This window comes from Paraburkholderia sp. UCT2 (assembly GCF_014397665.1).
GTDB lineage: Bacteria > Pseudomonadota > Gammaproteobacteria > Burkholderiales > Burkholderiaceae > Paraburkholderia > Paraburkholderia tuberum.
On record NZ_VZQO01000028.1, the window covers coordinates 45,478 to 68,453 of the forward strand.

Sequence of the window (22,976 nt, forward strand, 5' to 3'; positions counted from 1 at the left end):
GTGAGCCCGTAGTCTTTCTGATCACGGAAGGCAAGGTCGAACTTTCCACTCGCTGCGACGACATGAAGGTCGTCGATTCGTTCGATGTACTCAATCCGATCGCGCAGGGACTGCAAAAGGATGCGACGGGGAATGTGCTCGTCGAGGGGCATACCGACAGTGTGCCGATTTCGACCACGAAGTATGCGCCCAACTGGGAGCTGTCGTCGGCTCGCGCGGGCGCAGTGGTCAGGTATCGGGTCGAGCGCGGGATCGAGCCGCATCGGCTGGCCGCGATCGGACGGGCGGACAATTTTCCGCTGGTCGCCGGCAATGACGCGGCGGCAAGAGCGGCCAACCGGCGGGTCGCGATCGTCGTGCAGTATTGAACGCGTTCGCCGGTAGCACTGGCCGCCCTTCCCTGCTACGAGCCGCCCACCGGCGGCTCGTCTTCACATCACCTCACTTCACGCATCACGTCATTCGACGCGTACCGCCCCAAGCGCCTCGTTCAGCGTGCGGCTGGGCCGCATCACCTCTTCGAGCTTGTTGAAGTCCGGCTTGTAATAGCCGCCGATGTCCGCCGGCGCGCCCTGCACCGACGCAAGCTCCGCCACGATCACCTGCTCGTTGGCAGTCAGCTGCGTCGCGAGCGGCGCGAACTGCGCGGCGAGCGCGGCGTCGTCCGTTTGCGCGGCCAGCTCCTGCGCCCAGTACATCGCCAGATAGAACTGGCTGCCGCGATTGTCGAGTTCGCCCGTCTTCGGGCTCGGGCTGCGATTGTTGTCGAGCAGCTTGCCGGTTGCGGTGTCGAGCGTCTTCGCGAGGATCTTCGCCCGGTTGTTGCCGGTCTTGATGCCCAGTTCTTCGAGCGACGCCGCGAGCGCGAGGAATTCGCCGAGCGAGTCCCAACGCAGATGGTTCTCTTCGACGAGCTGCTTCACGTGCTTCGGCGCCGAACCACCCGCGCCGGTCTCGTACATGCCGCCGCCCGCCATCAACGGCACGATCGACAGCATCTTCGCGCTCGTGCCCAGCTCCATGATCGGGAACAGGTCGGTCAGATAATCGCGCAGGATGTTGCCGGTGACCGAGATCGTATCGAGCCCGCGCACGACGCGCTCGAGCGTGTAACGCATCGCGCGCACCTGCGACATGATCTGGATGTCGAGGCCCGTGGTGTCGTAATCCTTCAGGTAGGCCTCGACCTTCCTGATCAGCTCCGCTTCGTGCGGGCGATACGGGTCGAGCCAGAACACCGCGGGCATGCCGGAATTGCGCACGCGCGTGACCGCGAGCTTGACCCAATCGCGGATCGCCGCGTCCTTCACCTCGCACATGCGCCAGATGTCGCCCTGCTCGACGTTCTGCGTGAGCAGCACCTCGCCGCTGGCCAGATCGACGATGCGCGCCTCGCCGTCTTCCGGCACTTCGAAGGTCTTGTCGTGCGAGCCGTATTCTTCCGCCTTCTGCGCCATCAGGCCGACGTTCGGCACGGTGCCCATCGTGACCGGATCGAACGCGCCGTTGGTCTTGCAGAAGTTGATAATCTCCTGGTAGATGCGCGCGAACGTGCTCTCCGGGATCACCGCCTTGGTGTCTTTCGGACGGCCGTCGGCGCCCCACATCTTGCCGCCGAGGCGAATCATCGCCGGCATCGAGGCGTCGACGATCACGTCGTTCGGCGCGTGCAGGTTCGAGATGCCCTTCGCCGAATCGACCATCGCCAGTTCCGGACGATGTTCGTGGCACGCGTGCAGGTCGCGGATCACCTCCTCGCGCTGCGATTCCGGCAGCGTCTCGAGCTTCTCGTACAGATTGACGAGGCCGTTGTTGACGTTCACGCCAAGTTCCTCGAACAGCTTGCCGTGCTTCGCGAACGCGTCCTTGTAGAACACCTTCACCGCGTGGCCGAAGACGATCGGGTGCGAGATCTTCATCATCGTCGCCTTCACGTGCAGCGACAGCATCATGCCGGTCTTGCGCGCATCTTCCATCTGGTCTTCATAGAACGCTAGCAGCGCCTTCCTGCTCATGAACATGCTGTCGATGATCTCGCCGTCCTGCAGCGCGACCTTCGGCTTCAGCACGATCGTCTTGCCGTTCTTCGTGACGAGTTCCATCTTTACGTCGCGCGCGCGATCGAGCGTCATCGATTTTTCGCCGTGATAGAAGTCGCCGTGCCGCATGTGCGCGACGTGCGTGCGCGACGCCATGCTCCATTCGGCGATGCTGTGCGGATGCTTGCGGGCGTAGTTCTTCACCGCGGCCGGCGCGCGACGGTCCGAGTTGCCCTCGCGCAGCACCGGATTCACCGCGCTGCCGAGACACTTCGAGTAGCGCTGACGGATCGCCTTCTGTTCGTCGGTCTTCGGATCTTCCGGATAGTCGGGCACCTTGTAGCCCTTCGCCTGCAGTTCCCTGATCGCGCTCGTCAGTTGCGGCACCGATGCGCTGATGTTGGGCAGCTTGATGATGTTGGTGTCGGGTAACGAGGTCAGGCGACCGAGTTCCGCGAGGTTGTCGGGCACCCGCTGCGCTTCGGTCAGAAACTCGGGGAACTCACCGAGGATGCGGCCCGCGACCGAGATGTCGCTGGTCTCGACCTCGATGCCGGCCGGCCTGGTGAAGGTCCGGATGATCGGCAGGAACGCGGCCGTCGCAAGCAGCGGGGCCTCGTCGGTAAGGGTGTAGATGATGGTCGGTTGCTGGGTCGTCATTGCTAGGCTCTGGGCGGGCGGTTGAGAGGCATCTCGCACGAGATACGGACAGGATGCGCAAACGTCGATCAGGAAAACGGCAACGCTAGGACACAAACGCTGTGCGTGGCGGATGGCGACGCGGGGCCCTGGAACGCCAAAGCGGAACGATTAAGCGAACACGGCGGACTGCGTCGCGCAGCGGGTCGCACGGTTGGATTCTGCCTCATTTTGGGGCTGCGAGGAGAATTCGGCATGTGAACAACGGGAGCTTGCATGGACACGGCAGAGCAATGACGATCGCGGCTGACTGGATACGCGAGGCCGGCGGCATTCTGATCACGGCGGGCGCAGGCATGGGCGTCGATTCCGGGCTACCCGACTTTCGAGGCGATCTCACCCCATATGTCGAAATCCTGGTTCAGGTAAACACCAAATAGTTGACTTAGCTCAGGGTATTCAGATTTTCTCATTGCTCGAACTCAGTATAGATACGCCCTCAGAACATAGCATGGCGTCTCGTTGTACGTTTCGTATTTGAGAATGACGGGTACAACGCTCATACGCGTCTCTCCGCAACGGGATGCACAGATTCGCCGCGACCGCAGCCCGCGCCATGTCTAAAGTAGGAGCAAGAGAACAGTACGCCTGAATAAATCAGATCCCGAATTTTCATCCGTCGCCCATTCCTCTCCCTGTTGTCGCCTGCTAGCGTGGCAGTCCCAACAACTAAGGAGAAGTTCGGAATGTCGTATCAACAGGATGCGGACGGCGTGCGCGTGGTGCTCAGTGCGCCGCAATTGGCGGCGGTACTGGCAAGGCAGTCAATCACCCAGACCGAAATGCTTTCCAACCGGCTATGGGGCGGGTTGCAAATCGTCGGTGGCGTGCTGGAAATGGTCGGCGCAAGTGCGTTGTGTGTGATCCCGGAACCGACCATGCTCACCAAAGCAGGGTGTGTCGTATTCGGCGTACATGGTTCTGATACGGCGGCGGCTGGTTTGCGTCAGGTCTGGACGGGCCAGGATACGGCCACATTGACCCAGCAGGGCACGACGAAGCTGGCCGAGGCAATGAAGGCAAGTCCTGACATGGCCAACAATATCGGACTGTCACTTGACATGGTCGTGCCGTTCAGCTTTGCCGGGTCAATCAAGGCGGTGCGGGCTGCGCGTATCACGATGGGCGAGATCAACCTGAACATGCATGAAGCGAAGACGCTTCGCGGGGTTGGCGGGCATACACTTTTGAAGCATGTGGGAAAGGATGAGGCCTGGTTGCGACAAAGACTGAAAGATGAGCCGCGGATAAAAGCGGCGACATCAATTAAAGACCAGAAGACTGCCGAGAAAGCCATTTCGGAAGTGATGATGGGTGAAACCACCCGCATCAGATCCTGGTCTCAGTCTACGACGAGTGCTCCGTTGCGTTTAACAAGGCACATATCTGGGGACGTGGGTTACGGGGTTGTCAGGAAGACAGGACAATTTTCGAAAGGAAACAAGGTTTTGGTGGTACTTAAGCGGGAGATATACAATGGAATGCCCTATTACGTCCTGACGGCGTTCATCGACTTATGAGACGCAGTTATGAATGAAAATCCGCTGTACCCCGAACTAAACCAGCTCTTTGGTGTGTACCTTAACGAGGATTTTTCGTACTGGGGTAACACCATCAAAGTGATCGTAGGTTGCTACAGAAGAGATAGTTCACGAGAGAGTTTAAGGAACATACTTGTTGAAATTGAAAACTTCGAGAGAGAGAACTTTAGCAATCTGGACGATGCATTCGAAGAGGCGTATGGCTCCCAGTTCGGCCCGGAGTTGTGGGGTTACACCACAGCTTCCTTCCTTGACGAATTGAAGCGGCTACTGAGTGAGTAGGCAATTGCTCGGGACAGACTATAACGAAGGCCCGCCATTGTCGCGGGCATTTTCACGCACGCGCCCCTCAACACGCAGACAGGGAGTGAAGGCTTATCGTATGGTTGACGGTGAGGAATATGGCAATCTGACGGGGTTGATTCGCTCTCGTTTCCACGAAGATTTTGACCTTTTCGGAAACTCAGTAGAAGAACTCGTTTCTTCCTATACCGACAAAATGTCAACGACTGACATTGACGCGCTCATATCTGACATAGATTCATTCAAAGCCGACTATCCAGAGACGTTGGACTCAGCGTTCAAGGAGCGGTTTGGCCGCCAGTTCGATCCTGTTTTGTGGGGCTACACGACGGCTTCCCTCCTTGATGAAGTAAAACGGTTACTGAGTGAGTAGGCAATTGCTCAGGACCGGACCCGCGACGAGAGACTGACGTCAGTCGCGCCATCGTGCATGCCAAGCGTGCGAACATTCGCACCGGTACAATCCTCCGATATCGATGTTCCCGCAGATCTGCCAAACCAAGCCGGAGCGTGTGATGGACGGCGATACCAGCAAAGCCCAATCCGACTGGATTTCCCGTTCGGAATCCACCCACGGAGTCGAACGCATCGAAGCGTTTTTCCACGGCAACGCGTACTCCATGCATCGGCACGACACCTACGCGATCGGCCTGACCCTCGCCGGCGTCCAATGCTTCCATTACAGGCGCGGGTTGCGCACCAGCCTGCCCGGACAGACCATGGTCCTGCATCCCGACGAAGTGCACGACGGTCAGGCCGGCACGAACGAGGGATTTCGTTATCAGATGATTTACGTGCAACCCGCCGCGATCCAGGAAGTCCTCGGCGGCCGCCCCCTGCCGTTCGTCGAAGGCGGCGTCACGACCGATCCGCGCCTGTTCGAAGCCACGCAGACAGCGCTGCGCCAGATGCTTGGCGACGCGGAGCCGCTCGAACGTGACGACGCGCTCGCCGGTCTCGCGCTCGCGCTGGATAACGCCTCGGGCGCGCGGCAGACGCGCAAGTCCGCGGATTTCGCGGCAGCGCAGCGAGCACGCGAATATCTGCACGCATCGTGCACGCACACCGTCACGCTCGATGAACTTGCCGTCCTCAGCGGGCAGGACCGCTGGAGCCTGTCGCGCGATTTCCGAACTTTTTACGGCACTAGCCCCTATCACTACCTGGTCATGCGCCGGCTCGAAGCCGCGCGCGCGATGATGCTGCGCGGCGTTTCCCTCGTGGACGCGGCGGCGGCAGCCGGCTTCGCCGACCAGAGCCACATGACCCGACATTTTCGCCACGCATACGGAATCCCTCCCGCACGTTGGCTCGCGATGACGAGCGATCGGCGCGCCGGCTAACGCAAGCTTGCACGATCGTTCAAGACACTCGCCGGCGGCGGGACTATGCTCTGTTCCAGGTATCACCCGAATGGAGCCACCATGCACAGCGATTCCCAGCCGACACCCGAGCAACGCGGCCAATACAAGACCATCAACCTGCTCGACAAGATCAGTCAGATCGACGACCACTGGCAGCCGCGCGTCGTGGCTGAAATGAATGACTATCAGTTCAAGGTCGTAAAGATAGCCGGCGATTTCGTCTGGCATCGGCATGCCGATACGGACGAGACGTTCATCGTCCTCGCAGGCCGGTTGCGCATCGACTTCCGCGACCGCTCGATCGAACTGTTTCCCGGAGAAATGGCGGTGGTGCCAAAGGGAGTCGAGCACAAGCCGTATGCCGAGTCCGAGGTGAAGCTGCTGCTCATCGAACCGCGCGGCGTCGTCAATACCGGCGATACGACCAACGAAAGAACGGCCGACAACGACGTATGGATCTGAGAGCCGCCATGCAAACGCCGCGGCCGATCGTTCGCGAAGCCGTTTTCCCCGCCGACACGCACAACCTCGTCGCCGTGATCCGCGAGTATGTCCGCTGGCTGGATATGGATCTGTCGTATCGTGGATTCGATGCAGAAATGGACGCGTTCGAACACGTTTATACGCTGCCATCCGGCATGTTCTTCGTCGCCGACGCCGGCGGCGAGCTCGCCGGTTGCGCGGGGCTGCTGCGCCATACGGCAGAGACTGCGGAAATCAAACGGCTCTATGTTCGTGAAGCATTCAGAGGGTTGTCGCTTGGCGAAACGCTCGTCACATCGGTGATCGGGAAAGCGAAGACATTGGGATTCTCGACGCTGGTTCTCGACTCGGTTCCGCAAACCCGTTTTGCACAGCTCATCTACGAGCGGTTAGGGTTCGTCGAAACCGCGCCCTACTACGAGAATCCAGTCGAAGGCACACGGTTTCTTGCGCTCGATCTATGACTGCGAATGGCATCCTGTCGGTCGATCAGACGCAGGTTAGCCGTCGCCATATGTCCAGCTTTTGAGCGTATGAAACCGAGGCATGGGCGGGACTGCTCGATGGCAAACGGACAAGCCGATATTGCTCTGCCCGCTCGCCCAACGCTTTCATCCCGATTTTGGCCGCCGTCCCCCCGTTGAAGGCGATGGTAGCCAGTTTCGGCAGCGTATCGATCAGAGCAATCAGATCGTTGCTGGCATGGTCGCGAATCCGGCTATCCAGGCTTCCTGCTCGACGAGCCTCGGCAACGACATCCCATAGTCCGATATGGTGTTCGAGCAACGTCTCGAGACGCGTCGAATAGTCCATACCAACCAGATCCCGTTCTATCGCTTCACCGACCAGTAACCAGAATTTGTTCTGCGGGTGTGCGTAGTATTGGCCGTGAGCCAACGACACCTCGCCCGGCAAGCTACCGAGGATCAAGACCCGCGTATCAGCGTCGACGACAGGCGCAAAGCAACGCTTGAACGACATCAGCGGCTCCGCTCGTCGGCGCTGCGCGGCACGCTGTGCGCGCGCGACGCGGTGTGATCGAGCGGACGACCGTGCTCGCGCACCCGCGCGTGCGCGATATGCGCCGCGCCGGTGCCTGACGCGGCAGCGTGCGCGCGAGCGGCCGCGTCCAACGCACGCAAATGCTCCCACAGTGCCGGCAACATGCATTCGGTCACCATCAAAGGCGCGCCATGCCGCTCGAACACCGAGCGACGCGCCACCAGCGCATGCGGCGCATGCCGATCGCCGCCGTCGATCTCATGCGCGGCCAACCGATACAACGGATGCCGCTGCCCCACCCTGCGGCTCACCAGCGACGAACGCGCGACACGGCTATCGCTATACAGCAACTCCGCGAGCGGCCGGGTGCGCAGCCGGCGCGTCGCCTGCCAGATGCCGACGCTCGCGGCACGCGGCGTCACGCTATGCGCGGCGACGAACGGCACGCCATCGACCGACAGCACCACTTCGCGCACCCACACCGGCGCGCGCGGCGCGAGTCCGAGCGCGACGGCTTCGTCGGGCCACGGCAGCGCGACGGCTTCGCGAGTCACGCGCACCGCGACCGCGCCGAGCGCGCGCAGGTGCGCGGTCAGTGAACCGCCGCGGGTCAGCCAGTCTTTCTGGGCGGCGCTGAAAGTGGCCAAAGGCGCGACGCGCCAGTGGGCGTCGGCGGGATCGAAACGGATAGGCATGGTGTCGGATTATAGCGGCGTGCTCCGACGGTAATTTTTCGCGGCGACGACCGCGGCGATCGTGCGCGCGCCTTCAGCCAGGGGAGCCGACGCAAACCAGAAGGCAAAAAAATGCGCTGCCGAAGCAGCGCATTTCTCAACTACCGGGCGTCAATCCAGCAACGACATCAACGCTTTCGGCTCACGCTCAACCCGCGCGCGACAGCAGCAACGCATTGGTCCGCTTCACGAAGCTCGCCGGATCTTCCAGCGCGCCGCCTTCGGCGAGCAGTGCCTGATCGAACAGCAGATGGCACCAGTCGTCGAAATTCGCGCTATCGGCATGCAGACCCTTCACGAGGGCGTGCTCCGGATTCACTTCGAGGATCGGATGGAACTCAGGCGCCTGCTGGCCCGCGGCCTTCAGCATGCGCTGCAGGTAGCCGCTCATTTCGCCGTCGTCGGCAACGAGGCACGACGGCGAGTCGGTCAGGCGGAACGTCAGACGCACGTCCTTCGCCTTGTCCTTCAACGCTTCCTTCATCTTCTCGACGAGCGGCTTGAACGCTTCGCCGATCTTCTCCTGCGCCTCTTTTTCCTCGTCGTTCAGCGCGCCGAGATCGAGGTCGCCGCGCGCGACGCTTTGCAGCGGCTTGCCGTCGAATTCGTTGAGGAACGACAGCATCCATTCATCGACGCGATCGGTCAGCAACAGCACTTCGACGCCCTTCTTGCGGAACACTTCGAGATGCGGGCTGTTCGACGCGGCCTGCCACGTGTCGGCGGTCACGTAGTAGATCTTCGTCTGCTCGGGCTTCATGCGAGCGACGTAGTCGGCCAGCGACACGGTCTGCTCGGCCGTGCCCGTATGCGTCGTCGCAAAGCGCACGAGCTTCGCGACGCGCTCGCGATTGGCGAAGTCCTCGCCGATGCCTTCCTTCAGCACCTGGCCGAATTCCTTCCAGAAGCCGGCGTACTTTTCCTTATCGGCGTCGTTGTCCGCGTTGGCCAGTTCTTCCAGCATCGACAGCGCGCGCTTCGTCACGCCTTCGCGGATCGCCTTCACGTCGCGGCTTTCCTGCAGGATTTCGCGCGACACGTTGAGCGGCAGATCGGCCGAATCGACCACGCCCTTCACGAAGCGCAGGTACGTGGGCAGCAGTTGCTCGGCGTCGTCCATGATGAACACGCGCTTCACGTACAGCTTCAGGCCGCCGCGCTGCTCGCGGTTCCACAGATCGAACGGCGCGTGCGCCGGCACGTACAGCAGTTGCGTGTACTCGCTGCGGCCTTCGACGCGGTTATGCGTCCACGTCAGCGGATCTTGATGATCGTGCGAGATGTGCTGGTAGAACTGCTTGTATTGATCGTCGGTGATGTCGTTCTTCGAACGGGTCCACAGCGCGCTCGCCTGGTTGACGGTCTCGTCCTCGTCCTTCGTGACCATCTCGCTCTTTTCCGCGTCCCACTCTTCCTTCTTCATCAGGATCGGCAGCGCGACGTGGTCCGAGTACTTCTGGATGATCGACTTCAGCCGATACGACGACAGCAGTTCGTCCTCATCGGCACGCAGATGCAGCGTGATGGTCGTGCCGCGCGCGGCGCGCTCGATCGTCTCGACCGCGAAATCGCCTTCGCCCGCGCTTTCCCAGCGCACGCCCTCCGAGGCCGGCAGACCGGCGCGGCGCGTCTCGACGGTGATCTTGTCCGCGACGATGAAGCCCGAGTAGAAGCCCACGCCAAACTGGCCGATCAACGCCGCGTCCTTCTGCTGGTCGCCCGACAGCTTGCCGAAGAATTCCCTGGTGCCCGAACGCGCGATCGTGCCGAGGTGCGCGATCGTCTCGTCGCGGCTCATGCCGATGCCGTTGTCGTCGATCGTGACGGTGCGCGCGGCCTTGTCGAACGACACGCGAATCCGCAGGTTCGGATCGTTCTCGTACAGCGCGCTGTTTTCGATCGCCTCGAAGCGCAGCTTGTCGGCCGCGTCGGACGCGTTCGAAATCAGCTCGCGCAGAAAGATTTCCTTGTTGCTGTACAGCGAATGGATCATCAGTTGCAGAAGTTGCTTCACTTCTGCCTGAAAGCTCATGGTTTCTTGTGCCATGGTCGGACTTCCTCTCGGTTGCGAATGGGGGATGAGCGGCGGCCGAAGCGGATTCGAACCGCAGTTCGGGCTCGCCGTGCCGGAGCGCCGGACCGCCGGATCGTCCGCGCAAATGGGGGCGCTCCGGCGCGGTTTCAAGAGGCGCGGCGCGCGACGCCGTCGAGATAACGGCTCAGGAACGCCGGTAATTCAGGATCGCCGCAATTGGCGATATTGAAGCGCATCCACGTGCTCGGCGACTGCTGCGGCGAAAACAGCCCGCCCGGCGTCAGCAGATAGCCGGCTTCGTGCCCGGCCGCGGCGAGCGCGCCCGCGTCGACGCCGGTGTCGGCCCACAGGAACATCCCGGCCGTCGGCGTCAGAAACAGCTTCATGCCGGTCTTCTCGATCATCCGCACGGCCTTCTCGCGCACGCCGTCGAGCCGTGCGCGAATGCGCTCGACGTGCCGCCGGTAGTGGCCCTCGGTCAGGATCTTGTAGATCACGCGCTCGTTCAACTCCGGGCTCGTCATGCCGACCAGCATCTTCTGATTGGCGACCACCATCGCGACCTCTGCCGCGCATGCGATGAAACCGACGCGCAGATTCGGCGCAAGCGTCTTCGAGAAACTGCCGAGGTAGATCACGCGCTTTAGCTGATCGAGGCTCGCGAGCCGCGTACCCGCGTAGCTGGGCGGGCACAGGTCGCCGTAGATGTCGTCCTCGACGACGATGAAGTCGTACGCCTCGGCAAGCCGCAGGATGCGGAACGCCTGGGCGGCGCTCAGCGAGGTGCCGGTCGGGTTCTGCAGCACCGAGTTGATCACCAGCATTTTGGGGCGCCATTCCTGGACCAGCGCTTCGAGCGCGTCGAGATCGGGGCCGTCCGGCGTGTACGGCATGCCGACGAGCCGCGCGCCCTGCGACGCGAAGCAGCCGAACATCTGGAACCACGCCGGATCGCCGACGATCACCGCATCGCCCGGCTTCACGTAGATGCGCGAAATGAGGTCGATCGCCTGGGTGATGCCCGACACCATCACGATCTGCTCGGGCGACGCGCCGATCTCCAGCTCCTCGAGCCGCGTCTGCAACTGCTGACGCAGCGGCAGGAAACCTTGCGCGGTGCCGATGCCGAGCATCTGCATGCCGCTTTGCCGGCCGAGCGTGCGCAGCGCGTTGGTGATCAACTCGCCGTCGAGCCAGCGGGCCGGCAGATAGCCGAGGCCCGGGCTGCGCTCGGGCCGCGCGCCGGTGTGCAGCATGTTGCGCAGCAGCCAGACGACGTCGATATTGGCCGGCGTGGGCAGCGTCTCGGCGCGCGGGTGCAGCTCGGAGACCGTCGCCGCGCCGCCCTGGCGCTCGCGCACATAGAAGCCGGAGCCGCGCCGCGACTCCAGAAAACCCTGCGCGACGAGCCGCTCGTACGCTTCGACCACCGTGAAGCGCGACACGCCCTTGTCGAGCGCGAGCTTGCGGATCGACGGCATGCGCATGCCGGGGCGGAACACGCGCTCCTCGATGCGGCGCCGCGCCCACTGGACCAGCTGTTCGACCAGCGTCAACGACGCGGTGTCGTGCGGGGCAGGAATCTGGGCAAGCGGGACGGACATGACGGACTCCAACTGTACCGAATAGTATCGCGCCGATTGTACCGTTACTGTGCAGGTCACGGCCGTTACATTTGAATCCCGCGAGGCTGGTGACACCATGTAAATCCATCCGCATGGCCCGCCGATCCGGCAAACGGTTATGCTTACGGCCCCGGCAGCGCAGCCTTCAAGCGTGGCGCGCAACTGGCCCTTGCGAAGAACAGCGTTTTCCGTCGATCCGCCATGACCACCCTGACAGCCCAATCGCTCAGTCTCGATCACCTCGTCGTCTCCGCGCGCACCCTGGACGAAGGCGTCCAGTACGTCGCCGATACGCTCGGCGTCGCGCCGGCCGGCGGTGGCGCGCATCCGCTGATGCGGACCCACAATCGCCTGCTCGGCCTGTGGGGCGGCGTCTACCTGGAAGTGATCGCCATCGATCCGCACGCCGCGGCCGACGCAACCGATGGCACCGCGCCGCGCCCGCGCCTGTTCGCGCTCGACGACCCGGCGACGCAGGCGCGACTGGAAAACGGTCCGTATCTGTCGCATTGGGTCGCGCGCGTCGAGCGGCCGAAGCATCTGGCGACGTGGCAAGCGCAGTATCCGCAGCGCATCGCGCCGGTCGTGCCGATGACGCGCGGCGATTTCGCGTGGGGCCTGACGGTGCCCGACGACGGGTCGTTCCCGGCGTGGCAAGGCGCCGGCGACGGCGTGCTGCCCTCGCTGATCCAGTGGGACTCGACGCGGCATCCGTCGCAGTCGCTGGCGCCGACGAACCTCGCGCTGAAAGCGTTGAAAGCCGTGCATCCGCGGCCAGAGCTGATTGGCGAGCAACTGCGCTGGCTCGGCGCCGCGCATCTGCTCGACGTACAGCCGACCGACGGCGCGGCGGCGCTCGTCGCCGAATTCGAAACACCCGAGGGTTCTCGAACCCTCGGATAAGCAGCGCTTGATTGGGCAACCCCCGTGGCAACCCCGGTGGCACCCCAGCGGCAATGGTTGGCCAGTCGCGCGATAATTGAAGTTTTTGACCGGTTCCAGAAATACCAGCAGAGGAGATCATGGACCAAAGCGACCTGAAAGCCCCGACGTGGCAATTGTCCGAACGCGCGCGCAAGCTCACGAGCTCCGCGATCCGCGAGATCCTGAAGGTCACGGAACGGCCCGAAGTCATCTCCTTCGCCGGCGGCCTGCCCTCGCCGGCCACCTTCCCGGCCGAGCGCATGCGCGAGGCGTCCGACCGCATCCTGCGCGACACGCCCGCCGCGGCGCTGCAGTACAGCGCGACCGAAGGTTATCTGCCGCTGCGCGAATGGGTCGCGCAGCGCTACTCGATCAACGGCGCGCAGATCCGTGCGTCGCAGGTGCTGATCACGACCGGCTCGCAACAGGCGCTCGACCTGCTCGGCAAGGTGCTGATCTGCGTCGATAGCCCGGTGCTGGTCGAAACGCCGACCTACCTCGGCGCGCTGCAATCGTTCTCGATGTACGAGCCGCACTACGTGCAGGTGCCAACCGACGAGCAGGGCCTGATCCCCGAGGGCCTGAAGCCGGAACTGACCAATGGCGCGCGTCTGCTGTACGCGCAGCCGAATTTCCAGAATCCGACGGGCCGCCGTCTGCCGGTCGAACGCCGCCGCGCGCTCGCCGAGTTCGCGAAGACCGCGCCGTTCCCAGTGATCGAGGACGATCCCTACAGCGCGCTCGACTACGCGGGCGAACCGCTGCCGACGATGTTGTCGATGGCGCCCGATCACATCGTCTATCTCGGCTCGTTCTCGAAGGTGCTCGCGCCGGGTCTGCGCGTCGGTTTCATCATCGCGCCCGAGGAACTGATCTTCAAACTCGTGCAGGCCAAGCAGGCCACCGACCTGCATACGCCGAGCTTCACGCAGCGCATCGTGCACGAGGTGGTCAAGGACGGCTTTCTCGACACGCACGTGCCGACGATCCGCGAGCTGTATCGCAACCAGTGCGACGCGATGCTCACCGCGCTCGAGCGCTATATGCCCGAAGGCGTCAGCTGGAACCGTCCGGAAGGCGGCATGTTCATCTGGGTCAATCTGCCGGCGGGCATCGACACGATGAAGCTGCTCGAGGAAGCGGTCGCGCAGAATGTCGCGTTCGTGCCGGGCGCTCCGTTCTTCGCGAGCGAAGCCCAGCACAACACGCTGCGTCTGTCGTTCGTCACGGTGCCACCGGCTAAAATCGACGAAGGCGTGGCGCGTCTCGCCGCACTCGTGCGCGCGAAAATCTGAACGGCGTTAGCCGCACTGCCATCGGGGCGAAGCTTGCACGCGCGTTGCGTGCGGACTTCGCCCCGCCTGCATTCATGCAATCTCACCGAAACGAGGAAACGATATGGCTCAATCGAATGTGTACGACAAGCTCAAGGAACTCGGCATCGAATTGCCGGCGGCGGGTGCGCCGGCAGCGGCCTATGTGATGAGCGCGCAAAGCGGCAACACGGTGTACCTGTCGGGCCACATCGCCAAGAAGGACGGCAAGGTGTGGTTCGGCAAGCTCGGCGCGACGCTCTCCACCGAGGAAGGCAAGGCCGCCGCGCGCTCGATCGCGATCGATCTGCTCGCCACCTTGCATGCGCACGTCGGCGACCTGAACCGCGTCACGCGCGTCGTCAAGCTGATGAGCCTCGTCAACTCGACGCTCGAGTTCACCGAGCAGCATCTGGTCACCAACGGTGCGTCCGAGCTGATCGCCGACGTGTTCGGCGAACGCGGCAAGCACGCGCGCTCGGCGTTCGGCGTCGCGCAGATTCCGCTCGGCGCGTGCGTGGAGATCGAGCTGATCGCCGAGGTCCAATAGCATCGACGCGATGTGACAATGCGTGCGGTGTCGCGCGAGATCGGCACCTGATTCACGCCGCATTGCGATTCAAACGCGCCGACCGGTGTCACGCACCGGCGGCGCGTTTTTGTTTTATGGCGATGGTGGATCGCCGCCGCGCAGGCGGATAGAATCCGCGAACTCCCTCAACGTCCATTGCGCCGGGGCCTATCGATGTCCGCTCACACCGTTCGTTTCAAACAGGTCGACGTGTTTACGTCGACACCGTTCAAGGGCAATCCGCTTGCCGTCGTGTTCGATGCCGACGCGCTCGATACCGCGCAAATGCAGGCCATTGCGCGCTGGACCAATCTGTCCGAAACCACGTTTCTGCTAAAGCCGACCGACGCGGCCGCCGACTATCGCGTGCGCATCTTCACGCCGGGGGGCGAGTTGCCGTTCGCGGGTCATCCGACCTTGGGCACCGCGCATGCTTTGCGCGAAAGCGGCTACCAGCCGAAGCAGGCCGGCAAGCTGATCCAGCAATGCGGCGTGGGTCTCGTCGAACTCGAAGCGCTCGACGGCGGCGACAACATGCACGACGCATGGGCGTTCGCCGCGCCGCCCGCGCGCGTGACACCGCTCGCCGGGCATCGTTACGAAGCGCTGTCTACGGCTTTACGTAGTCAGGCGATCGACTTCAGCGCGCCGCCATGCGCGGTCGACAACGGTGCGCCGTGGCTCGTCGTGCGGGTCGATTCGGCACGCGCCTGCCTCGCGCTCGAACCCGACGCGGCGGCGCTCGCCGAGCTCGCGCATTCGGTCGACACGCACGGCGTCGCCGTGTATGGACCGCACGACGCCGACGGCCCCGCGACGTTCGAGGTCCGTTGCCTGATGGCGGGCGGCGGCTTCGGTGTCGGCGAGGACCCGGTGACGGGCAGCGCCAATGCCGCGCTCGCGGGTCTGCTGAACCTGCAGCACCGTCGTCCCGCCGCGCGCTACACGGCGCGTCAGGGCACCGCGCTCGGGCGCGCGGGCCACGTGTCGGTCCACTACGACGATGCGCGCGGCAAGATCTGGATCGGCGGGCCTTCGGTGACGATCGTCGACGGCACGTGCCGGCTCGCGTAAGCGAGCTGCGGCTTCGCGCGCACGCCACGGCGACACGCCACATGCCGCCGCTTCACACCACAAAAAGCCGCAGCGCGATGGCGTCGCCATACCTGGTTCTCCGAATTCATCGCGGCCGGATTGCAAAAGCCCTGCCAGAAGCTGCCGAGTGGCAGGCACCGTTGCCGATGAAGTCTTCGACAAACCACGGACCGGTCGCGTCATAAGACCGGCGATGCAGGCAACGTGAACAGCCACACGTGGGCGCCGGCCGCGCGAGCGTATACCCCATGCCCGGAAGCTTCCTTAATCCAGTGGCATTCAGTAATATCGAACCGTATCCGATGACCTGTGGACGGTCCGGCGCGGCGCCACGCCCTCTCCTCCTGCGCAGCAGCTTTGGCATCTTGGTCACCATGCAGCCATCCATCTATTTCGCGCAGTCGATGCCCATGCGTTTGCAGGCGGCCCGCACCCAGCCAAGGCCCGCGCGATGACTCAGTCCCGCTTCTCCAAGCTGCGCGAAGCCAGGCCGCGACGCGATCCATTGGTCACGCGCCGGCGCGCGTTGCTCGTCATTCCCGCGCTCGGGGTACTCGTACTGATCCTGCTGTGGACCGTGATCTTCGCGCGGCTGTCGGTAGAAAGGGACGCGACGTACCGCGAAGCGATGGCGTCTTCCGCAATACTTTCCGCGGCGCTCGAGCAGCACACCATCAAGGCGATTCACCAGGTCGATCAGATCACGCGCTTCGTCAAGTACGAGTTCGAAAAGACGCCCAATCATTTCGATCTCGCGAGCACGGTCGAAAAGGGCGTCGTGCAAAGCGAAACGCTCGTGCAGGTGTCGATAATCGACGAGCACGGCAGACTGATCGCCAATACGGCCGAACTCAACCCCGCTCACATCGACTTGTCGGACCGCGAGCACTTCAAGGTCCACGAGCACGAAAACGACGACCAGCTGTACATCAGCAAGCCCGTGCTCGGCCGCGTGTCGGGTCACTGGACGCTGCAGATGACGCGGCGTCTCAATCATCCGGACGGCTCGTTCGCGGGCGTCATCGTGGTCTCCGAAGACCCGAGCTACTTTACGTCGGACTTCTACAACAACGCGGCGATCGGCCGCGAAGGCGTGATCGCGGTGATCTCGGACAGCGGCACCGTGCTCGCGCGCCGCACCGGCAACGCCAGCAGGACGAGCAGTACGTTCACCGCGAGCGGCACGTATCCGACCTCGGAGCATGTGTCGGGCACCTACGTCGATTCGATCGACAACGTCACGCGCATCGTGTCGTACCGGCACATCGACGGCTATCCGCTCGGCGTGCTCGTCGGTCTTTCGCAGGGCGAAGAATTCGCCGATTACAACCACACGCGCAACGTCTATCTGTTGATGGCGGGCTTCATCTCGCTCGCGATGCTCAGCTTCTTCGCGGTCGCGACCGGCCTGATAGGCAAACTGCTAGGCCGCGAGCGCGAGATGACGCAACTCGTCGAATACGATCTGTTGACCGGCCTGCGCAATCGCTACGCGACGCTGCAGGCGCTGCGCCATGACGTCGCGCAGCCGTTCAACCTGGGCCGCCTCGCGATTCTTTTTATCGACCTCGACAACTTCAAGACCGTCAACGACACGCTCGGCCACAACGCCGGCGACATCGTGCTGCAGATGACAGCCTCGCGCCTCGCCACCGCGGTCGGCGACGACGGCGCGCTGAGCCGCATCGGCGGGGACGAGTTCGTCGTCGTGATCAAGGGCGACGATGTCGAAAAGCGCGCGGTCGCGCTCGCCGAAGCCGCCGGCGAAGCGTTCTCGAAGCCGTTCGAGGTGCGCGGCAGCGCGTTCGTGCTGCATGCGAGCATCGGCATCGCGCTGTACTCGGTCGCCAACGAAAGCGAGATCGACCTGCTGAAGAAAGCCGACCTCGCGATGTACAGCGCGAAGGACGCCGGCAAGAACTGCTACCAGTTCTATTCGCCGCATCTGTCGCATCGCGCGGACCATCTGATGAAGTGGGAGCAGCAGTTGCGCGTCGCACTGGCCGAGGGGCAACTGTTCCTCGCCTATCAGCCGAAAATCGATCTGAAGCGCCGCTGCATCACCGGCTTCGAAGCGCTCGTGCGCTGGAACCATCCGCAGCACGGACTGATCCCGGCCAACGAGTTCATCCCCGTGGCCGAGTCGACCGGCCTGATCGTGCCGATCGGCGACTTCGTGATCGAGACCGCATGCCGTCAGCTCGCGCAATGGCAGCAGCAGGGCTACGACACGCTATCGCTCGCGGTGAACATTTCGGCGGTGCAGTTCTGGCGCGGCGATCTGCTGGAAACGGTCTCGCGCGCGATCGAGGAAAGCGGCATCTCCGCGCGTCGCCTCGAACTCGAAATCACCGAAACGACGATGATGGAATTTCCGGAAGTGGTCTCCGAAAAAATCTTCGCGCTGAAGCGTCTCGGCGTACGCATCGCGCTCGACGATTTCGGCACCGGCTACTCTTCGCTGTCCTATCTCAACCGCTTTGCCGTCGATACGCTGAAGGTGGACCGCTCGTTCGTCCAGGCGATTCCGGGCGACCGCAGCGTCTGCGTGATGGTCACCGCGATCGTCAACCTCGCGCGCTCGCTCGGGCTCACGGTGGTGGTCGAAGGCACGGAGACCGAAGAGCAGATTGCGTGGCTGGCCGCGCTCGGCCATATCGAGGCACAGGGCTTCCTGTTCTCGCGGCCGGTGCCAGTGGAGGCGATCCCGGCACTGCTCGAGCGCTTCGGGGTATGCGGCATGAACAGCGTCGGCGGCCGCCGCGTCGCGCACGAAGCCCACAGCGCAAGCAGCCTATCCAGCAACAATTAAAGGACGGGCGCCCGCACGGCGGGGCCCGTGCAGCGCCGATGCAGACCATCACGAGCGATGAGGCTGCCCGCCGCGGGCAACGGGAACCGCTATGGACGCTGTTCCGGGTCGTGTGCGGCCTGTCGGCGCTGTCGTGGGGCGGTCTCGCGTTGATGGCGCAGCTCGAGCATCATTACGTGGAACGCGAGGGGCGGCTCTCGCGCGTGGCGTTCTCGGACCTGATCGCGCTCGCGTGGATGGTGCCGGGACCCGTCGGCTGCAACGTCGCCGTGCAGCTCGGGCACGCGCTGCGCGGACGCACGGGCGCATGGGTCGCTGGGGTGGCGAGCGTACTGCCCTTCTTCACGCTGATGACGCTGTTCGCGATCTTCTATCGCACGCCCATCGTGCACACGATCGCGTCGCAAACCCTGCTGCATCACTTCAGCGTCGTGCTCGCGACGCTGATCGCGCTCACCTGGTACAAGCAAACCCGCGCGCTCTTGCGGGGCAAGCTCGAATGGACGGCGGCGCTGCTCGGCAGCATCGCGCTGCTCTATGCGCACAGCGCCGCGGCGTATGTGGTGATGCTCGGCGCGGCCTTCGGCGCCGGCTGGTTCGCGAGTCGGGAGCGCGACTCGCGACTCGCCGTGTCGCTCCAGCGCGGCGACTATCGGCTACTGGCCGCGCTCGGCGTGCTGCTCGTGCTGTTTGCGCTGCCGCTGCCGCATCGCTATGACCTCGCGCTGCTGTGGCCGCGCCTCGCGGGCGCCGGCATGACGCTGTTCGGCGGTGGCTTCTCGGCGTTGCCGGTGCTGAAGACGCTGTTCGTCACGCCGGCGGTCGGCGTGTCCGATAACGACTTCACGCTCGCGTTTACGCTGTCGCCGTTGTCCCCGGGACCCCTGCTGAACGTGGTCCCGTTCTTCGGTTATCTCGTCGATGGCTGGCTCGGCGCGCTGATCGCGACGCTCGCGCTATTCGTGCCGTCAGGCTGCCTCGTCGTGCTCGCGCAGCGGCATCTGCATCAGTTGAAGGTGAACCCGCGCTTCGAGCACGGCATGAGGATTCTGCGCGCGGTCACGACCGCGTTTCTCGCGGTCGCGGTACTGCGCATTGCGGTGCGCGTACCGCTGGAGCCGATCTATCTGCTGACCGCGACATTCTCCGCGATGTGCTTCGCGAAGCTGAAGGTGCCGGTGTATGCCGTGTATGGAACGGTGGCGGTGGCGTGCGGTTTGTGGCTCGCGTACGGCGCCACGACGTGATGCGTCGCGGGCCGCACGAAGCCTGCTGCGCCGTTGGCGATCCGGCGATCCGGCGATCCGGCGATCCGGCGATCCGGCGGTCCGGCGCTCCGGCGATCAGAACCCGCGCGACAGCACAGCGAAGCCGATCGTCACGACGCCCAGCACGAGATTGATCAGCACGAGACGGCGGACCGTGCCGACCGCCTGCGCGCCATCTGGCCACTTCTGCGCCTGCACCGCGCGGCGAATGCGCGGATATACGGCGAAGCGGATATGCCCGAAGGTCAGCATCATCACGATGCCGAGACCGGCCATCGCATGCAGCGGCCAGCTAGCATGAGCGCCGCCGAATTGCATCAGCAGGAAGCCGCCGCTGATCAGGATCACGAGCACCGACACCCCGACCCAGTTGAAGAAGCGGCCAAATACCGACTCCCACAGCGGCAGGCGCAGTTGCGGCGACAGATCGCCGAGCGCAGGGCGCAGGCAGAAATGCGCGAACACCATACCGCCGACCCACACCGCCACCCCGAGCAGATGCAGAAAAAGCGCGACTTCGATAGCCTTGTTCATGTAGTTTTCCTCTCCCGACGACGCCACACCATTTAGGACACGCGATCCCGCTCAGCACCAACTGAGCGCGTTCGACCATACGTGATGCAGGCAGTTCCGGGTATCGACGTCTATTGCGTCGTGTTTTGTCGTTGTGATCGCGGCCCGTTCATCTGGCCGCGACGCCGCCGCGCCCCGTTTGCTTCCACGCCCTTCGCGCGACGGACTTTGCTGCGACAGACCGCGAGCGCCCCGCATGCTAGCAGGCGCTCACGGGTTTGCAGCGTCAAACTTCGTTAAATCGACTCCACTAGGCCGGCAGCACCGGACGCATGCCGTCGAGCTTCAGCTTGCTGGCGGGCGCGCGTCCCTTGCGCGCACGCTTGCCGACATGCGCCGCAAGCTCGGCGCCGGCCAGCTTCTCCTCGTCGACGCGGCCGCCACGACGCGTGCCGATCAGCATCACGCCTGCTTGATTGATCGCGAGCGCCTGCACGAGCGTTTCGTTGTCGTCGAGCGCCATCAGCGTGACGCCACGGCCGCCGCCCGACAGCGTCTTCATCTCGTCGAGGCCGAACACGAGCAGACGCCCGCCCGACGACAGACACGCGACCTGCGCCGCGTCCGGCAGCATCGGCATCGGCGCGAGCGGCGCGGCGCCGGCGTCGATCGTCATGAACGACTTGCCGGCCTTCACGCGGCTCACCATATCGCCGACCTTCGCGATGAAGCCGAAGCCGTTGCTCGACGCGAGCAGCAGTGCCTGTTCCGCCGACGCCGCGTAGTAGTGCATCAAATGACTGCCCGATTCGAGCTCGATCAGCGACGTGACCGGCACGCCGTCGCCGCGTCCGCCCGGCAGTTGAGCCACCGCGACCGAATAGACGCGCCCGTTGCTACCCCACGCGATCAGCGTATCGGGCGTGCGGCATTGGAACGCCGCGTAGAGGCCGTCACCTGCCTTGAAGCTGAAGCCGGCCGGATCGAGCCCGTGGCCCTTCAGCGCGCGCACCCAGCCCTTCTGCGACACCACGACGGTGACCGGCTCGTCGACCACGCGCGCTTCGAACGTCGCGCGCTTTTCCTGCTGGATCAGCGTGCGGCGCTCGTCGCCATACTGTTTCGCGTCAGCTTCGATTTCCTTGATCAGCAGGCGCTTCATCGCCGGTTCGCTGCCGAGCAGCTCTTCGAGCTTGGCCTTCTCGTCGCGCAGCTCGGCCAGTTCCTTCTCGATCTTGATCTTCTCGAGGCGCGCCAACTGACGCAGCCGGATTTCGAGGATGTCCTCGGCCTGGCGGTCCGTGAGACCGAACGCGGCCATCAGCGCGACCTTCGGCTCGTCCGATTCGCGAATGATGCGGATGACTTCGTCGATATTCAGGAAGACGATCATCCGGCCTTCGAGAATATGGATGCGGTCGTCGACCTTCGACAGACGATGCCGCGTGCGGCGCGTCACCGTCGCGAAACGGAACGCGATCCACTCGTGCAGGATTTCGCTCAAGCCCTTCTGACGCGGCCGGCCATCGCCGCCGACCATCACCATGTTCAGCGGTGCGTTCGATTCGAGGCTCGTATGCGCGAGCAGCGTGTTGACGAAGTCGGTCTGATCGATGCGGCTCGACTTCGGCTCGAACACGAGACGCACCGGCGCGTCCTTGCCCGATTCGTCGCGCACCGCGTCGACGAGCCCGAGCAGCGTCTGCCGCGTCTGCAACTGCTCGGGCGTCAGCGTCTTCTTGCCGAGCTTGATTTTCGGGTTGGTCTGTTCTTCGATTTCCTCGAGCACCTTCTGCGCGGCCGTATTCGGCGGCAGTTCGGTGATCACGAGTTGCCACTGGCCACGCGCGAGATCCTCGATCTTCCAGCGCGCGCGCACCTTCAGGCTGCCGCGGCCGGTTTCGTACGCGGTGGCGATTTCCGCCTCGCTCGAAATGATCTGGCCGCCGCCGGGGAAGTCCGGACCGGGCACATGCTGCATCAGCTCCGCATGCGAGAGCTTCGGATTGCGGATCAGCGCGACCGCCGCTCCTGCGACTTCGCGCAGGTTGTGCGACGGAATTTCCGTCGCGAGGCCGACGGCGATGCCCGATGCGCCATTGAGCAGCACGAACGGCAGACGCGCCGGCAGCACCTTCGGCTCTTCGAACGAGCCGTCGTAGTTCGGCATGAAGTCGACCGTGCCCTGATCGATTTCGGCGAGCAGCAGCTTCGCGATCGGCGTCAGGCGCGCTTCGGTGTAACGCATCGCCGCCGCGCCGTCGCCGTCGCGCGAGCCGAAGTTGCCCTGGCCGTCGATCAGCGGATAGCGCATCGAAAAGTCTTGCGCGAGACGCACGAGTGCGTCGTACGCGGACTGGTCGCCGTGCGGGTGATACTTACCGAGCACGTCGCCGACCACGCGCGCCGATTTGACCGGCTTCGCGTTGTCGCCAAGGCCCATCTCGTTCATCGCGAACAGGATGCGGCGCTGCACCGGCTTCTGCCCATCGCAAACATCGGGCAGCGCGCGGCCCTTGACCACGCTGACCGCATACTCGAGGTACGCGCGCTCCGCGTAGTTGCCGAGCGTCAGCACGTCGCTGTCCGACGGCGGCTCGTTGAAAAGGTCGAGAGTGTTATCGTCGTCCATCTAGATTCCGTGTCCGTGTTTGG

Annotated in this window: 19 protein-coding genes and 2 pseudogenes; 14 read left to right on the forward strand and 7 right to left on the reverse strand. The window is 63.7% G+C overall.

Annotated elements, in window-relative coordinates; genetic code table 11:
• Positions 1-74: 74 nt before the first annotated feature.
• A pseudogene (locus tag F6X39_RS22450) lies at positions 75-368 on the forward strand (OmpA family protein); the annotation flags it as partial.
• A gap of 90 nt (positions 369-458) precedes the next feature.
• On the opposite strand, the gene F6X39_RS22455 reads toward F6X39_RS22450, so the two are convergent.
• Complete coding sequence (locus F6X39_RS22455) at positions 459-2,699, reverse strand: NADP-dependent isocitrate dehydrogenase (protein ID WP_187618162.1); 2,241 nt, start codon at positions 2,697-2,699, stop codon at positions 459-461.
• 272 nt (positions 2,700-2,971) lie between these two features.
• Here F6X39_RS22455 and F6X39_RS22460 point away from each other — a divergent pair.
• The 7 genes and pseudogenes from F6X39_RS22460 to F6X39_RS22495 all read left to right on the forward strand — a co-directional run.
• Positions 2,972-3,070, forward strand: a pseudogene (locus F6X39_RS22460) (NAD-dependent deacetylase); the annotation flags it as partial.
• 354 nt (positions 3,071-3,424) lie between these two features.
• Positions 3,425-4,258 carry an RNase A-like domain-containing protein gene (locus tag F6X39_RS22470; RefSeq protein ID WP_187618164.1) on the forward strand — a complete coding sequence of 278 codons (834 nt, stop codon included), beginning with the start codon at positions 3,425-3,427 and terminating at the stop codon, positions 4,256-4,258.
• 9 nt (positions 4,259-4,267) lie between these two features.
• Complete coding sequence (locus tag F6X39_RS22475) at positions 4,268-4,561, forward strand: contact-dependent growth inhibition system immunity protein (protein WP_187618165.1); 294 nt, start codon at positions 4,268-4,270, stop codon at positions 4,559-4,561.
• Positions 4,562-4,646: 85 nt separating this feature from the next.
• The gene (locus F6X39_RS22480) at positions 4,647-4,955 is read left to right on the forward strand and encodes a contact-dependent growth inhibition system immunity protein (RefSeq protein ID WP_316251713.1); all 309 of its coding nucleotides are present in this window, start codon (positions 4,647-4,649) and stop codon (positions 4,953-4,955) included.
• 142 nt (positions 4,956-5,097) lie between these two features.
• Positions 5,098-5,925: an AraC family transcriptional regulator gene (locus F6X39_RS22485; protein ID WP_187618166.1), complete on the forward strand. Its 828-nt coding sequence runs from the start codon at positions 5,098-5,100 to the stop codon at positions 5,923-5,925.
• 81 nt (positions 5,926-6,006) lie between these two features.
• Positions 6,007-6,408: a cupin domain-containing protein gene (locus tag F6X39_RS22490; RefSeq protein ID WP_187618167.1), complete on the forward strand. Its 402-nt coding sequence runs from the start codon at positions 6,007-6,009 to the stop codon at positions 6,406-6,408.
• Positions 6,399-6,893: a GNAT family N-acetyltransferase gene (locus tag F6X39_RS22495; protein ID WP_262414778.1), complete on the forward strand. Its 495-nt coding sequence runs from the start codon at positions 6,399-6,401 to the stop codon at positions 6,891-6,893. Before F6X39_RS22490 ends, F6X39_RS22495 begins: the two co-directional genes overlap by 10 nt.
• A gap of 25 nt (positions 6,894-6,918) precedes the next feature.
• Here the strand turns inward: F6X39_RS22495 and F6X39_RS22500 are convergent, their stop codons facing one another.
• From F6X39_RS22500 to F6X39_RS22515, 4 genes are all read right to left on the reverse strand, one after another.
• A complete protein-coding gene (locus tag F6X39_RS22500; RefSeq protein WP_187618168.1) occupies positions 6,919-7,410 on the reverse strand; it encodes a DNA-deoxyinosine glycosylase in 492 nt (163 codons plus the stop codon).
• A complete protein-coding gene (locus F6X39_RS22505) occupies positions 7,410-8,126 on the reverse strand; it encodes a chorismate--pyruvate lyase family protein (protein WP_187618169.1) in 717 nt (238 codons plus the stop codon). The genes F6X39_RS22500 and F6X39_RS22505 overlap by 1 nt, the downstream gene beginning before the upstream one ends.
• Positions 8,127-8,313: 187 nt before the next feature.
• Entirely contained in the window at positions 8,314-10,212 is a 1,899-nt protein-coding gene (gene htpG / locus F6X39_RS22510; RefSeq protein WP_187618170.1) for a molecular chaperone HtpG, read from the reverse strand.
• Between the two features lie 134 nt (positions 10,213-10,346).
• A complete protein-coding gene (locus F6X39_RS22515) occupies positions 10,347-11,804 on the reverse strand; it encodes a PLP-dependent aminotransferase family protein (RefSeq protein ID WP_187618171.1) in 1,458 nt (485 codons plus the stop codon).
• A gap of 231 nt (positions 11,805-12,035) precedes the next feature.
• Between F6X39_RS22515 and F6X39_RS22520 the strand changes: the two genes are divergently transcribed.
• The 6 genes from F6X39_RS22520 (at position 12,036) to F6X39_RS22545 (ending at position 19,787) form a co-directional block, all read left to right on the forward strand.
• Complete coding sequence (locus F6X39_RS22520) at positions 12,036-12,728, forward strand: VOC family protein (protein ID WP_187618198.1); 693 nt, start codon at positions 12,036-12,038, stop codon at positions 12,726-12,728.
• A 119-nt stretch (positions 12,729-12,847) separates the two neighbouring features.
• Positions 12,848-14,044: a PLP-dependent aminotransferase family protein gene (locus F6X39_RS22525; protein WP_187618172.1), complete on the forward strand. Its 1,197-nt coding sequence runs from the start codon at positions 12,848-12,850 to the stop codon at positions 14,042-14,044.
• Positions 14,045-14,147: 103 nt separating this feature from the next.
• Positions 14,148-14,612: a RidA family protein gene (locus F6X39_RS22530; RefSeq protein ID WP_187618173.1), complete on the forward strand. Its 465-nt coding sequence runs from the start codon at positions 14,148-14,150 to the stop codon at positions 14,610-14,612.
• Between the two features lie 195 nt (positions 14,613-14,807).
• Positions 14,808-15,707, forward strand: coding sequence for a PhzF family phenazine biosynthesis protein (locus F6X39_RS22535; protein WP_187618174.1), 900 nt, complete (start codon positions 14,808-14,810; stop codon positions 15,705-15,707).
• A 472-nt stretch (positions 15,708-16,179) separates the two neighbouring features.
• A complete protein-coding gene (locus tag F6X39_RS22540) occupies positions 16,180-18,540 on the forward strand; it encodes an EAL domain-containing protein (protein WP_187618175.1) in 2,361 nt (786 codons plus the stop codon).
• Positions 18,541-18,578: 38 nt separating this feature from the next.
• Positions 18,579-19,787, forward strand: a complete 1,209-nt coding sequence (locus F6X39_RS22545; protein ID WP_187618176.1) for a chromate transporter — start codon at positions 18,579-18,581, stop codon at positions 19,785-19,787.
• Positions 19,788-19,883: 96 nt separating this feature from the next.
• Here F6X39_RS22545 and F6X39_RS22550 read toward each other — a convergent pair whose 3' ends face one another.
• Entirely contained in the window at positions 19,884-20,342 is a 459-nt protein-coding gene (locus tag F6X39_RS22550) for a CopD family protein (protein WP_187611041.1), read from the reverse strand.
• 289 nt (positions 20,343-20,631) lie between these two features.
• Positions 20,632-22,953, reverse strand: coding sequence for a DNA topoisomerase IV subunit A (gene parC, locus F6X39_RS22555; RefSeq protein ID WP_187618177.1), 2,322 nt, complete (start codon positions 22,951-22,953; stop codon positions 20,632-20,634).
• Positions 22,954-22,976: the final 23 nt, after the last annotated feature.

What these genes read in the sequence shown, in the direction of transcription:
- F6X39_RS22455 (WP_187618162.1), bottom strand. Translation starts at nt 2,699, where the DNA reads ATGACGACCCAGCAACCGACCATCATCTACACCCTTACCGACGAGGCC.
- F6X39_RS22545 (WP_187618176.1), top strand. Translation starts at nt 18,579, where the DNA reads ATGCAGACCATCACGAGCGATGAGGCTGCCCGCCGCGGGCAACGGGAA.
- htpG (WP_187618170.1), bottom strand. Translation starts at nt 10,212, where the DNA reads ATGGCACAAGAAACCATGAGCTTTCAGGCAGAAGTGAAGCAACTTCTG.
- F6X39_RS22485 (WP_187618166.1), top strand. Translation starts at nt 5,098, where the DNA reads ATGGACGGCGATACCAGCAAAGCCCAATCCGACTGGATTTCCCGTTCG.
- F6X39_RS22540 (WP_187618175.1), top strand. Translation starts at nt 16,180, where the DNA reads ATGACTCAGTCCCGCTTCTCCAAGCTGCGCGAAGCCAGGCCGCGACGC.
- F6X39_RS22515 (WP_187618171.1), bottom strand. Translation starts at nt 11,804, where the DNA reads ATGTCCGTCCCGCTTGCCCAGATTCCTGCCCCGCACGACACCGCGTCG.
- F6X39_RS22505 (WP_187618169.1), bottom strand. Translation starts at nt 8,126, where the DNA reads ATGCCTATCCGTTTCGATCCCGCCGACGCCCACTGGCGCGTCGCGCCT.
- F6X39_RS22525 (WP_187618172.1), top strand. Translation starts at nt 12,848, where the DNA reads ATGGACCAAAGCGACCTGAAAGCCCCGACGTGGCAATTGTCCGAACGC.
- F6X39_RS22490 (WP_187618167.1), top strand. Translation starts at nt 6,007, where the DNA reads ATGCACAGCGATTCCCAGCCGACACCCGAGCAACGCGGCCAATACAAG.
- F6X39_RS22500 (WP_187618168.1), bottom strand. Translation starts at nt 7,410, where the DNA reads ATGTCGTTCAAGCGTTGCTTTGCGCCTGTCGTCGACGCTGATACGCGG.
- F6X39_RS22530 (WP_187618173.1), top strand. Translation starts at nt 14,148, where the DNA reads ATGGCTCAATCGAATGTGTACGACAAGCTCAAGGAACTCGGCATCGAA.
- F6X39_RS22535 (WP_187618174.1), top strand. Translation starts at nt 14,808, where the DNA reads ATGTCCGCTCACACCGTTCGTTTCAAACAGGTCGACGTGTTTACGTCG.
- F6X39_RS22470 (WP_187618164.1), top strand. Translation starts at nt 3,425, where the DNA reads ATGTCGTATCAACAGGATGCGGACGGCGTGCGCGTGGTGCTCAGTGCG.
- parC (WP_187618177.1), bottom strand. Translation starts at nt 22,953, where the DNA reads ATGGACGACGATAACACTCTCGACCTTTTCAACGAGCCGCCGTCGGAC.
- F6X39_RS22550 (WP_187611041.1), bottom strand. Translation starts at nt 20,342, where the DNA reads ATGAACAAGGCTATCGAAGTCGCGCTTTTTCTGCATCTGCTCGGGGTG.
- F6X39_RS22495 (WP_262414778.1), top strand. Translation starts at nt 6,399, where the DNA reads ATGGATCTGAGAGCCGCCATGCAAACGCCGCGGCCGATCGTTCGCGAA.
- F6X39_RS22475 (WP_187618165.1), top strand. Translation starts at nt 4,268, where the DNA reads ATGAATGAAAATCCGCTGTACCCCGAACTAAACCAGCTCTTTGGTGTG.